This window comes from Mesorhizobium sp. B1-1-7 (genome assembly GCF_006442705.1).
GTDB lineage: Bacteria > Pseudomonadota > Alphaproteobacteria > Rhizobiales > Rhizobiaceae > Mesorhizobium > Mesorhizobium opportunistum.
The window spans coordinates 42,464-53,757 of sequence record NZ_VFWQ01000023.1 but is presented as its reverse complement, the minus strand read 5'-3'; the positions used below and the strand labels follow the sequence as shown (position 1 = coordinate 53,757).

At 62.2% G+C, this 11,294-nt stretch carries 12 protein-coding genes; 5 read left to right on the top strand and 7 right to left on the bottom strand.

Annotated features, from left to right (window positions below):
• The first annotated feature begins 24 nt into the window (after positions 1 to 24).
• Together FJ978_RS29255 and FJ978_RS29250 are read left to right on the top strand one after the other, a co-directional pair.
• Entirely contained in the window at positions 25 to 210 is a 186-nt protein-coding gene (locus FJ978_RS29255; RefSeq protein WP_140576163.1) for a hypothetical protein, read from the top strand.
• A gap of 250 nt (positions 211 to 460) precedes the next feature.
• A complete protein-coding gene (locus tag FJ978_RS29250; RefSeq protein ID WP_140576193.1) occupies positions 461 to 1,414 on the top strand; it encodes an alpha/beta hydrolase in 954 nt (317 codons plus the stop codon).
• 28 nt (positions 1,415 to 1,442) lie between these two features.
• Here FJ978_RS29250 and FJ978_RS29245 read toward each other — a convergent pair whose 3' ends face one another.
• Positions 1,443 to 2,342, bottom strand: coding sequence for a LysR substrate-binding domain-containing protein (locus FJ978_RS29245; protein WP_013894970.1), 900 nt, complete (start codon positions 2,340 to 2,342; stop codon positions 1,443 to 1,445).
• A gap of 223 nt (positions 2,343 to 2,565) precedes the next feature.
• Here FJ978_RS29245 and FJ978_RS29240 point away from each other — a divergent pair, with 223 nt between their 5' ends.
• From FJ978_RS29240 to FJ978_RS29230, 3 genes are all read left to right on the top strand, one after another.
• Positions 2,566 to 2,751, top strand: coding sequence for a hypothetical protein (locus tag FJ978_RS29240; protein WP_013894969.1), 186 nt, complete (start codon positions 2,566 to 2,568; stop codon positions 2,749 to 2,751).
• 339 nt (positions 2,752 to 3,090) lie between these two features.
• Positions 3,091 to 3,225 carry a hypothetical protein gene (locus FJ978_RS33435; protein ID WP_013894968.1) on the top strand — a complete coding sequence of 45 codons (135 nt, stop codon included), beginning with the start codon at positions 3,091 to 3,093 and terminating at the stop codon, positions 3,223 to 3,225.
• Positions 3,226 to 3,542: 317 nt separating this feature from the next.
• Positions 3,543 to 4,481, top strand: coding sequence for a GlxA family transcriptional regulator (locus FJ978_RS29230; protein WP_348640332.1), 939 nt, complete (start codon positions 3,543 to 3,545; stop codon positions 4,479 to 4,481).
• A 31-nt stretch (positions 4,482 to 4,512) separates the two neighbouring features.
• Here FJ978_RS29230 and FJ978_RS29225 read toward each other — a convergent pair whose 3' ends face one another.
• From FJ978_RS29225 to FJ978_RS29200, 6 genes are all read right to left on the bottom strand, one after another.
• Positions 4,513 to 5,295, bottom strand: coding sequence for an ABC transporter ATP-binding protein (locus tag FJ978_RS29225; RefSeq protein WP_140576160.1), 783 nt, complete (start codon positions 5,293 to 5,295; stop codon positions 4,513 to 4,515).
• A complete protein-coding gene (locus FJ978_RS29220; protein ID WP_140576158.1) occupies positions 5,292 to 6,065 on the bottom strand; it encodes an ABC transporter permease in 774 nt (257 codons plus the stop codon). Before FJ978_RS29220 ends, FJ978_RS29225 begins: the two co-directional genes overlap by 4 nt.
• Positions 6,066 to 6,164: 99 nt before the next feature.
• Positions 6,165 to 7,115 carry an ABC transporter substrate-binding protein gene (locus FJ978_RS29215; protein WP_140576157.1) on the bottom strand — a complete coding sequence of 317 codons (951 nt, stop codon included), beginning with the start codon at positions 7,113 to 7,115 and terminating at the stop codon, positions 6,165 to 6,167.
• Between the two features lie 162 nt (positions 7,116 to 7,277).
• Positions 7,278 to 7,616, bottom strand: coding sequence for a peptidase inhibitor family I36 protein (locus FJ978_RS29210; protein ID WP_013894963.1), 339 nt, complete (start codon positions 7,614 to 7,616; stop codon positions 7,278 to 7,280).
• A gap of 93 nt (positions 7,617 to 7,709) precedes the next feature.
• Entirely contained in the window at positions 7,710 to 8,558 is an 849-nt protein-coding gene (locus tag FJ978_RS29205; protein WP_140576155.1) for a DUF1194 domain-containing protein, read from the bottom strand.
• Positions 8,559 to 8,650: 92 nt separating this feature from the next.
• On the bottom strand, positions 8,651 to 11,212 hold the full coding sequence (locus FJ978_RS29200; RefSeq protein ID WP_140576154.1) for an FAD-dependent oxidoreductase: 2,562 nt from the start codon (positions 11,210 to 11,212) through the stop codon (positions 8,651 to 8,653).
• Positions 11,213 to 11,294 lie beyond the last annotated feature (82 nt).

The window sequence follows — 11,294 nt, the reverse complement described above, 5'->3', positions numbered from 1 at the left end:
CGCTGCTCTTCAAGGGAGATGAAAATGTCGATGTTCGAAAATCTCGGCCGCTTCGGTGCGACCATCAGGCAGGCCCACGCCAGGAACAGGGCGACCCGCGCTCTGAACAGCCTGCCGGCGCATGTCCAGAAGGACATCGGCTGGCCGGCATCGCCGCAGAATGATCCGCAGGCCGCGCTCACCGCGCTGCTTCTGGGTACGCCACGCTGATGACCTTCGCCGACAAATGCAAATTGCTCGGCATCCGCCGGGGACCTCGCATGTCCCCGGCGATCACCAGCAACCGGTTGCGCGCCGCACTCTTGCCGCGCCGCTGACCGCCGCGGTATGTCGGATCCATGCGGCGGATCACACCACCGTGTGGCACACGGCGTAAATCTTGACATTTTCGGCCAGCACCCGATCTTCAAAAAAGAGGGGAATTCTCTTAGTCGGCTGCCGCCGAAGTTCGTGTATCCGCATGCCAAGTTTGAAAAGCCACGTTGTTTCCTTCGTGCTCAGGCACAGCCGCAAGAAGGCGTTTTCCAGCCCGGAAAACCTGCAGCGCTGGATCGCGGCCGCGCGCAAAACCGAAGATCATCATCCGCCGGCCTCGCTGCAGCAGCGCCTCAACATCCAGACGAGTACCGTCGACGGCTTTCCGGTCTACGAGATCGCCCCCAGGGCCGGCGAGCGAAAGCGGATTCTCTACCTGCACGGCGGCGCCTATGTCTTTGAAATCACGCCGTATCATTGGCACCTGATTGCCGACATGGCCGACCGTCTGGGCTACGCCGTCACCGTGCCGATCTATCCCATCGCTCCCGAGCATGACTTCCACGCCATGTTCGGCATGGTTGGCGACGTCTATCGCCAAATGCTCGACGAGACCGACCCCGAGGACATCGTCTTCATGGGCGATTCCGCCGGCGGCAACATGGCTGTGGTGCTGACCATGATGGCGGCCGAACAGGGTCTGCCGCCGCCATCGCGCCATGTTCTGATTTCACCAGGGCTCGACGTTTCGCTTGCAAACCCCGAAGTTTTCGAAGCGGAGAGGAACGATCCCTGGTTGGGCATTGCCGGCGGACGGGAGGCGATCCGGCTCTACAGTGCCGGAATGCTTCCCACCGACTGGCATATCAGTCCGGTTTATGGCGATCTCTCGGTGTTGCCCAAGACATTGCTTCTGACGGGCTCGCGCGATCTTCTCACACCCGACAATCTGATCTTCGCGCAAAAAGCGCGCAGCGCAGGCGTCGAGGTCGAGCTCGTGTACGAGGAAGGCATGTTTCATGTCTGGCCGCTGATCGACATGCCGGAATCACGCCGCGCGCGTCAGCACATCGTCACGTTCCTCAACGACGTCGGCGCACCGATCAGCCAAGGCACCAGAACAAGCTTCGAAGCGCCCTCCGCCGAGGCGGCGGAGTAGCGCTTTCAGTTCCCGCATGCCCGGCGGATCAGAACTTGCCGGTTTCCCGGAACACTTCGAAGGTCGCACGGATGTGGTCGGCGACAGCCTTGACCGGAGCGCTGGCGTCCGGCGCCACCACCATGGCCAGATTGTAAGTGCCGATGTCGGGCATGCCGTCCTTCGGGCAGAGTTCGACCATGTCGTTGCCGAGGAAGGACTTCGGCAGCGGCGCCACGGCGAGGTCGGACATGATGGCGGCCCGCTGGCCGGCCGTATGGGCGCTCATATAGGCAATGCGGTAATTGCGCCCTTCGCGGCTCAGCGCTTCGAGCGCGCCGGCCCGCCAGGCACAACCCTCTTCCCATAGCGACACCGGCAAGGGCTCGCGCAGATGTGCGCAGCCGCCCTTGGCGCCGGCCCATACAATCGGCTCGGTCAAGAGCACCTCGGCGCCGAGCGCGCTGGTCTTGTAGGAATTGGTCAGCAGCGTGATGTCGAGCGCGCGGTCGTCCATGCGCCGGCGCAGGTTGCTGCTCTGGTCGATGGTGACGTCGACCGCGATCGAGGGATGCGACTGCGCGAAGCGCTTCAGCACATGCGGCAGCACGCGCTCGCCATAGTCATCCGGCGAACCGAGCCGCACCACGCCGACGATATCGGGGATGATGAACTTCGACACCACCTCGCGGTTGATCGACAACAGCCGGCGGGCATAGCCCAGCAGCATCTCGCCGTCCGTGGTGAGCGTCACCGAACGCGCGTCGCGCGCGAACACCGAGCGGCCGAGAATGTCTTCCAGCTTCTTGATCTGCATCGACACCGCGGACGGCGTGCGGAAGACGGCGTTGGCGGCGGTGGTGAAGCTGCCGGTCTCGGCAATCGCCACGAAAGTGCGCAAAACGTCGAGATCGAGCAGCGGCAGCGGATGATTGAGTGGGGCGTTCATGGCGATCGACCTTCAATTTTTCTGATACAAAGCATCATTCCATTTCGTTTGATTGAACATCAGTTTGGGAGGATAGTCAATCTTGTCGAAGCAGGATGCTGCCAGATGCAGTCATGAAACCAACACGACACAGATCCGCATTCGACATGAAATGAAGCTGAAACAGACATGACGTAACCAGCCACTGCCTGGCACCCCTGTCCGGCACATAAGGGAGAATGAAATGTCTATCCTGTCGTCCCTCGGCCGCATCGCGACCGAATTCAGCGAGGCCCGTGCCCGCTACCAGACCGAACGTGCCATCCGTTCCCTGCCGATCGAACTGCAAAAGGATATTGGCTGGCCTGAAGCCTCCGACGCCAAGGCCGGTATTCGCAACGGCATCGGATCCTGGGCTGGAGCAAAGTAAATCGTGTGTATCAAATGCTGAAGGCCTGCCGCGCCACCCGCCCGGCAGGCCTTCTCTATTTTATTTGCATTCAAATGAATTCACGAGCCATGCTGCCGCTGCATGGCGCATATGAACAAGCCGCATAGCATCCCGAATTTTGAACTAACCGGCTGTAAACAATAATAGATTCTGAGCATCATGCCCAAATTTGTCGCATTTGATGTCGCTTTTCATATCAAGCGCTTCGCTTTTGCGATTTAGTTTCTGCTTACACAAGCCTATATCACCGCCAGCAAACGAGCTGCCCCACTCCATCAAGCGAAGGCGACCCGTCTGAGCAACCGAATGGAGATGATCATGAAGCTTTTTGCCCGCCTCTTCGCCCGCCGCGAAATGAACCTGACGACCGCTCTCGAGCGTCAGCGCCTCGCCAACACCATGCCTGGCCAGACCGGCGCCATGGCTGCCGCACGCCTTGGCTTCGTCGCCTGAAGTTTCTTCGGGGCAGCAGCGCGTCCCTGCCGCTGATCCCATGACTGCAACGCCGCCCGGCCTTGGCCGAGGCGGCGTTTTTGTTTCCACCTCACCCGCTCGCGCGGGGTTCATCGATCCCATTGCCCATTTGCGACCCATGTCGCAAATTTAATCGCGTCCAGGCGGCGTAGCCGATTGACAAGCATGGTTTTTCCTGATGACGCTATGCTATTCGCGACATCCTGTTCGCGTCATGGCTGTGTGAGGTTCCCTTGAACGCCGTAAAGCATCCGATCAAGCGATCGTTTGTGTTCTTCCTTGTCCCCGATTTCACCATGATCGCTTTTGCGACCGCGCTCGACCCGCTGCGCTCGGCCAACCGCATGCTCGGTTACGAGGCCTATCGCTGGCGCCTGGCCAGCATCGATGGCAAGCCGGTGCGCGCCTCCAACGGTGTCGAATGCGCCGTCAACACCTCGCTCGAGGAGGAGCGCAAGAAGATGGCGGGTCCTGAACGGCCCAACATGGCCATCGTCTGCAGCGGCATCGATGTCGAGCGCTACCATAACAAGTCGGCCTTCGCCTGGCTGCGCGAAGAGTACAATCGCGGTGTCGCCGTCGGCGGCCTGTGCACCGGCGCGCATATCCTCGCCGCCGCCGGTCTGCTGTCCAACAAGCGCTGCGCCATTCATTGGGAAAACCTGCCGGGCTTTTCCGAGGCGTTTCCCAAGGCCAATGTCTTTGCCGACCTCTTCGAGATCGACCAGAACATCTACACCTGCGCCGGCGGCACCGCAGCACTCGACATGATGCTGAAGCTGATCGGCGACGATTTCGACGAGAGCCTCGTCAACCGCGTCTGCGAGCAGGTGCTGACCGACCGCGTGCGCAGCCCGACCGACCGCCAGCGCCTGCCGCTGCGTGCCCGCCTCGGCGTGCAGAACTCGAAAGTGCTGGCCATCATCGAGCTAATGGAAGGCAACCTCTCCGAGCCGCTGTCGCTGATCGAGATCGCCGACCATGTCGACCTGTCGCGGCGCCAGATCGAGCGCCTGTTCCGCACCGAGATGGGCCGCTCCCCTGCCCGCTACTACCTGGAAATCCGGCTCGACCGCGCCCGGCACCTGCTGATCCAGTCGTCGATGCCGGTGGTCGAGGTGGCTGTCGCCTGCGGCTTCGTCTCGGCCTCGCATTTCTCCAAATGCTACCGCGAGCTTTACGCCCGCTCGCCGCAGCAGGAGCGCGTCGACCGCAAGCAGCTGCTGGCCGCCTGACCCGCAATTCCGCCGGTCAGGCCTCGGTCGGCTACGCCTGCGCCGTCCGCATCGCCTCGACGCGGATATCCTCGGTCAGCCGCGCCTTCAGCGCGGAGAATTCCGGACTGGTTTTGAGCGTGTAATGGCGCGGATGCGGGAGGTCGATGGCGACATCCGACTTGATGCTGCCGGGCCGCGCCGTCATCACGATCACCCGCGAGGCCATGAAGATCGCCTCCTCGATGTCGTGGGTGACGAACAGCACCGTCTTCTTGCGCCGTTCCCAGATGCCGAGCAGCAATTCCTGCATCAGCCCGCGCGTCTGGTTGTCGAGCGCGCCGAACGGCTCGTCCAGCAACAGGATCTCGGGATCGTTGGCCAGCGCCCGGGCAATCGCCGTGCGCTGCTGCATGCCGCCGGAAAGCTGCTTCGGCCAATGGTTCTCGAACCCTTTCAGCCCGACGAGATCGACATAGGAAGCGACGACCCCGTCGCGCTCCTTTTGCGCCGTGCCGCGTTCGCACAGGCCGAAGGCGATATTCTCGGCCACCGTCAGCCACGGAAACAGCGTGTAGGACTGGAAGACCATGCCGCGATCCGGTCCCGGTCGCGTCACCGCCTTGCCGTCGAGCAGCACACGGCCTTCGCTCGGCGCTTCGAGGCCAGCGACGATCCTAAGCAATGTCGACTTTCCGCAGCCGGACGGCCCCAGAATGGTGATGAAGTCGTTGGCGGCAACCGCCATGTCGACCGGCATCAGCGCCCTGACCGGCTGTCCGCCGCGCACGCCTGCAAAGGTGCGCGAAACGCCCTCGATAAGAAGCTTGCTCACGCCAGGCTCCACGGAAAGAGCCAGCGGTTGAACGCCTTGAAGGCGAAGTCGGACAACAGCCCGATCAACCCGATGACGATGATGCCGAAGATGATCTGCCCGGTCGCCAGCCGCGACTGGCTGTTGATGATCATATAGCCGATGCCCGACGACGAGCCGATCAGCTCGGCGACGATGACATAGGTCCAGGCCCAGCCGAGCACCAGCCGCAGCGTCTCGGCGATTTCTGGCGCATTGGCCGGCATGATCACCCGTTTGACGATGCCGTTGTTGGTCGAGCCCAGCGTATAGGCGGCTTCGACCAGGTCGCGCCGCGTCGACCCCACCTTGACGGCAATGATCAGGATGATCTGGAACACCGATCCGACGAAGATGACGAGCAGTTTTTCCAATTCGCCGATGCCGGCCCACAGGATGAGCAGCGGAATGAAGGCGGATGCCGGCAGGTAGCGGGCAAAGGAGACGAAAGATTCGAGAAACGCCTCCACCGGCTTCCAGGCGCCCATCGCGATACCAATCGGCACGGCAACGACCGACGCCAGCACAAAGCCCCCAAAAACCCGCCAGATGGTGATCAGTATGTCGAGCCAGAAACGGTCCTCGACCAGCAACCGCCAGCCATCCCGAAGCATAGACAGTGGGTCGGCGAGGAAGATGCGGTTAACGTGCCCGCCAAGCGTGATCCACGCCCAGAACGCCACAAACAGGACGAAGAAGGAGATGCCGAGCACGGTTCGGAGGCCCGGCGCGACCGGATGCAAGGGGCGCATCGTCAGATCGTCCGCATCGTCATTTCGTCCCCATGCTCAAATTTGTCCGTGAGAAAGCGGCGGCGCAGGCGCCGCCGCGTGATGGGCAGAGACCGACGGTCAGTTCGCCACCGCGCTTGTGTCGGCCAAAGTGGCGACGTCGGGCGCTTCCTTGATCAGCCCCATCTGCAGCAGCAGATCGCCGGCGGTCTTGGAAAAATCCTGGAATTCCTTGGTGAAGAACTGCTTGTTCTCGGCCTTGTCGGCCCATTTCAGGTACTTCGCCGAATCCTCGAATTCCTTGGCAGACTGTTTCACATCGGCGCCCATGATCTCGTAGGATTTCTGCGGATCCTTCTTGATCAGATCGAGCGCCTCGAAATAGCTGTCGGCGAGCGCCTTGGCGGCATCCGGGTTGGCCTTGAGGAATTCGGGCGTGCAGCCGACCGTGTCGAGGACCATCGGATAGTCGAGCGTGGTCGCCAGGATATGGCCCTGGTCGGCCTTGTCGCGCACCGCCGAGATGAACGGCTCATAGGTGACCGCGGCATCGTTCTGGCCGGCAAGGAAGGCTTGCGCCGCCGCGTCCGGCTCGAGGTTGACGACGGTGACGTCCTTGGTCGACATGCCGTTCTTGTTCAGCACCCAGGCGAGCATGAAATAGGGTGACGTGCCCGGCGCCGAGGACGCGACATTCTTGCCCTTGAGATCGGCGACGGTCTTGATGTCGTTGCGCACGACGATGCCGTCGGCGCCGTAGGATTTGTCGAGCTGGAAGATCTGCTTGGTGGTCACCCCGCTGGCGTTCCACACCAGCCAGGTCTCGACCGTGGTGGCGGCGCATTGCAGGTCGCCGCTGGCGATGGCGAGCGGACGGCTGGCCTGCGGCACCTTCTTCAAGGTCACGTCGAGGCCGTGTTTCTCGAAGAGGCCTGCCTGCTTGGCAAGCGTCAGCGGCGCGAAGCCGGTCCAGCCGCTGATGCCGATGGTGACCGACGTGGCGGCCATCACCGGCGCGGACAGGCCGGCGGCAAGTGTCAATGTTGCGGCGAAAATGGCGATTCTGTTCATGTCGGTTCCCCTTTTGTTTCTCTTGGGGGAAATAGTTCACAGACACCGGCGACCTTGTCAATCAACAGCATGGTGAAGCGCATGCCGGGTTGGACGCAGACACGCAGCCGGCCCGGCAGCCAAATGACCCAATGGCTACTGGCTGCCTGAATCCAGGATATTTTAACCGTCGCAGACGCACTCGGCGGACGAGATGCGATCGTTCCAGTTGCCTCCGAGATAGCGGGCTCTGCGGCCGATCTCTATCGAACGGCCGCCCATCCGCGTATCCTCATAGGCCACGAGCGTGCAGCCGCGGCTGACGAACACCGAAGAAACACGATCGTTCCAGAACTGACCACCGCGAAAGCTCACCGAATCGTCGGGCGCCATTTCGATCGACCGCCCGCGAAAATTCGCGTGCTCGAACATGACGCAGGCCGGCTGGTCGTTGTATTGGGCGCTGGCGCCATCTGCAAAAAGCACGGACGCGACAGCTGTCAGGACGGCAAGGCGCTTCATCTGATGTTTCCTCGGTTCGACCGTGGCCCCCACCGGCTGGATAGCGCGGGCCGATCAGTTTGCCAATGCCTCCTCCCACCTGCGCCTGGGTCTCTAGCGGCTGTCCGGCATCCAGCTCCGGTTGCGCCACATTTTCTCGCCGATCTGGCAGTCGCTGGCGGGCTTTTCCTGCGCCAGCACGACTGGCGGATGATCCGCCTCCTCGGCCGCCCATTGCGGTGACGCCGGGCCGGCAAGCTCCAGCACCAGTTTGCGGCGGATGGCTTCGGGAAATTGCGTCCAGTCGTTGACCGGGATCATGAAGGCTCCTGGGCCGCCGATGACGCAGTCGCTGTAGTAGCGGTCGAGATCGTTGACGTCGTAGGCACCGGAAAAGCCGCCGCGGGTCATCAGCGGCAGGCCGTTGATGACGATGCCTTGCCTGACCACCCTGTCACGGGTGAGGTTGACCGGCGCGCCCTGGTTGTTGGGCCCGTCGCCGGAAATGTCGATGACCCGCTTGGTCCCCTGGTAGCCGCTTTCGGCGAAAAGGTCGCTGCCGAACTCCAGCGCGCCGGATATCGAGGTGCGCCGCGCGCTGTCGGGCGGATGCGCCGACATTTGTGCGACCACCCGCTCGGCATCGTCACGGTTGGCGATGACCGTCCAAGGCACGATGACACGCTGCCAGCTGGTGCCGGCCCATTCGACATAGGTGACGGCGATCTTGCCATAGGAGCCATTGGCGATCGCCTGCAATACATTGTCATGTGTCAGCGCCGCTGCGTAGCCATGGCGCTGGATTTCGAGCTCGTCCGCCGACATCGACAGCGAGACATCGACCGCCAGCACCAGCTCGACATCGACCGGCTCGTCCGCGCGCGATCCCGGCGCCAGCCAGAGCGTCAGTGCCAGCGCGGTGCAGCCGGAAAGCAGATGTCTTGCATACGAGAAAGCAGACATACCGCAAGGGTAAGCGAAAACCGCCCGGTTAAAAAGACAAAAGCCCTGCTCGAGGCCAGGCTTTTGCGATTGCTTCGTTGCTCCGCCGGCGCTCAGCTGCGCGGCTTGAGGTTCTCCGGATCATAGAGCGGCTTGTAACCGACAGCCGCGACTTCGACTGGGTATGTCTCGCCGAAATATTCGACAGCCAGCTTGCGGCCCTCCTGGGCATATGCCCAGGGCAGATAGGCGAGCGCGATGTTCTTGCCGATGGTCGGACCATAGGCGACCGAGGAAGTGAAGGACCGGCGGCCGAGTTCGTCGACCAGCGTTTCGCCCGTCTTGGGGTCCATCACCGGCATGATGCCGACGGGATAGCGGGCGACGCCCTTGGCATCGGTGTTCTCGGTCATCACCAGCGTGCACAGCATGGCCGGCTGATGCTCGCGCGCGCGGTATTCCACATGCTTGGCCTTGCCGCAGAAATCATTCTCCTTGACCTTCGGACGCGCGAGATCGGCTTCGAGCAGATTGTACTCGGTCAAGAGGTCGGCGTTCTGCAGTCGCAGGCTCTTTTCCATGCGGCGCGTGTTGGCATAGGTCTCGACGCCGAACGGCATCACGCCGGTCGAGCGCAGCGCATCCCAGACGGCGAGACCGTCCTCGTAGCACATGTGCAGTTCCCAGCCCTGCTCGCCGACATAGGAGATGCGGAAGGCGGTGACGTCCTTGCCGCCGATCCTGACCGGCTTGATCGCCGCGAATGGAAAATTCTCGAGCGAAAGACCCTCGGGGTTCTCGACCACCTTCTGCAGGGTGGCACGGGCATTCGGACCCCAGATGCCGATGGTGACGAATTTCTCCGTCACGTCGGTGATGGTGACATCAAAACCTTTGTCCTGCGCTGTGCGGCGCATGTACTGGAAGTCGCGCGGGCCGGCATCCGCGCCGTCGATCAAACGACAGCGGTCCGCCATGCGGATGACGGTGAAGTCGGCGCGCACCATGCCTTCCTCATCGAGGAAGTGGGTGTAGATGCCCTTGCCGATATTGTTGTCACCGCCGATCTTGGCCGCGCAAAGCCACTCCAACAACGCGACGTGGTCGGGTCCCTCGATGTCATACATCGAGAAATGCGACAGATTGACGATGCCGCAATCCTCGCTCATCGCCAGATGTTCGGCGTTGGAGACACGCCAGAAATGGCGATTGTCCCATTCGTTCTCGCGCACCGGTACGCGGTTGCCGTATTTCTCCAGCAGATGCTCGTTGGCGGCATAGCCGTGAGCACGCTCCCATCCGCCCAGTTCCATGAAGTAGCCGCCGAGCTCCTTCTCGCGCTCCCAGAACGGCGAACGCCTGATGTTGCGGGCCTTGGAAAACGGCTCGCGCGGATGCACCGCGGGATTATAAACCTTCATCGCCGTTTCGGTGCAGCGGTCCCAGATGAACTGTTCCTTCGTCTGGTGCGGATAGAAGCGCGCATAGTCGATGGCGTGGTGGTCGATTTCCGTGCGGCCGTCCGTCATCCAATCGGCGATCAGCTTGCCCATGCCGGGGCCGTCCTTGACCCAGATGGCGACCGCATACCAGAGCCCCCTCACCTTCTGGCTTTCGCCCATCGACGGTCCGCCATCGGCCGTCACCTGCAAGAGGCCGTTGAAGGAATGGCTTTCATTGTAGCCGAGCTCGCCCAGGATCGGCGTCAGTTCCATGGCGCGCTCGAGCGGCGCCAGGATCTGCTCCATGTCGAGGTCGCGCTGCGATGGCGATAGCCGGGCCTGGTCCTTCTCAAGCAGGTCGCGCGGATGGCAGAGGCGCGGATTGTTTTCTTCGTAATAGCCCCACTCGATCTGGCCGCCCTCGGCGGTCTTGGGATCGCCGGTGTCGCGCATGTAGGCCGAGTTGCCCTGGTCGCGCAGCAGCGGCCAGCCGATCTCCTTGCCGGTGCCGGCGAACTCATTATAGGGACCGAAGAAGGTCAGCGGATGGTCGATCGGCATGACCGGCAGATCCTCGCCGACCATTTCCGCGATCAGACGGCCCCAGATACCGGCGCAGACGATGACATAATCGGCTTCGATGGTGCCGCGATCGGTCACCACGGCGCTGATCCGGCCGTCCTTGACGACGAGCGACCTGGCCGGCGTGTTGGCGAAGGATTTGAGCTTGCCCGAAGCTTCCGCCTGGTCGACCAGCTTGCCGGCGACAGTCTGCGAACGCGGGATCACCAGGCCCGCATCGGGATCCCAGAGCCCGCCCTGCACCATCCCTTCTTCGATCAGCGGGAATTTTTCCTTGATCTCGGCCGGTTCGATCAGGCGTGCACGTGTGCCAAAAGCCTTCGCAGAAGCGATCTTGCGCTTGATCTCGTCCATGCGGCCGTCGTCGCCGACGCGCGCGACTTCAAGGCCGCCGATGCGCGCATAGTGGCCCATCTTCTCGTAGAAATCGATGGAATAAAGCGTCGTCCAGCAGGACAGGAAGTCGTGGCTGGTCGTGTAGCAGAAGTCGGAGGCATGCGCGGTGGAACCGATATCGGTCGGGATGCCCGACTTGTCGATGCCGACGATGTCGTCCCATCCACGCTCGATAAGATGATGGGCGATCGACGCGCCGACGATGCCGCCGAGGCCTATGATGACGACCTTCGCCTTTTTCGGAAACTCTGCCATTGCCCGCGACTCCAAAAGCGTTTGCGGGCAGCGTCGGCGCCCGTTTGATCGGCGCACAATATGCAGGCGACAGCGACCACGC

Excerpts from the sequence above, each read along its gene's own strand:
- FJ978_RS29240 (WP_013894969.1), top strand. The coding sequence starts at position 2,566 with ATGTCTATCCTGTCGTCCCTCGGCCGCATCGCGACCGAATTCAGCGAG.
- FJ978_RS29210 (WP_013894963.1), bottom strand. The coding sequence starts at position 7,616 with ATGAAGCGCCTTGCCGTCCTGACAGCTGTCGCGTCCGTGCTTTTTGCA.
- FJ978_RS33435 (WP_013894968.1), top strand. The coding sequence starts at position 3,091 with ATGAAGCTTTTTGCCCGCCTCTTCGCCCGCCGCGAAATGAACCTGACG.
- FJ978_RS29250 (WP_140576193.1), top strand. The coding sequence starts at position 461 with ATGCCAAGTTTGAAAAGCCACGTTGTTTCCTTCGTGCTCAGGCACAGC.
- FJ978_RS29200 (WP_140576154.1), bottom strand. The coding sequence starts at position 11,212 with ATGGCAGAGTTTCCGAAAAAGGCGAAGGTCGTCATCATAGGCCTCGGC.
- FJ978_RS29255 (WP_140576163.1), top strand. The coding sequence starts at position 25 with ATGTCGATGTTCGAAAATCTCGGCCGCTTCGGTGCGACCATCAGGCAG.
- FJ978_RS29205 (WP_140576155.1), bottom strand. The coding sequence starts at position 8,558 with ATGTCTGCTTTCTCGTATGCAAGACATCTGCTTTCCGGCTGCACCGCG.
- FJ978_RS29215 (WP_140576157.1), bottom strand. The coding sequence starts at position 7,115 with ATGAACAGAATCGCCATTTTCGCCGCAACATTGACACTTGCCGCCGGC.
- FJ978_RS29245 (WP_013894970.1), bottom strand. The coding sequence starts at position 2,342 with ATGAACGCCCCACTCAATCATCCGCTGCCGCTGCTCGATCTCGACGTT.
- FJ978_RS29230 (WP_348640332.1), top strand. The coding sequence starts at position 3,543 with ATGATCGCTTTTGCGACCGCGCTCGACCCGCTGCGCTCGGCCAACCGC.
- FJ978_RS29220 (WP_140576158.1), bottom strand. The coding sequence starts at position 6,065 with ATGCGCCCCTTGCATCCGGTCGCGCCGGGCCTCCGAACCGTGCTCGGC.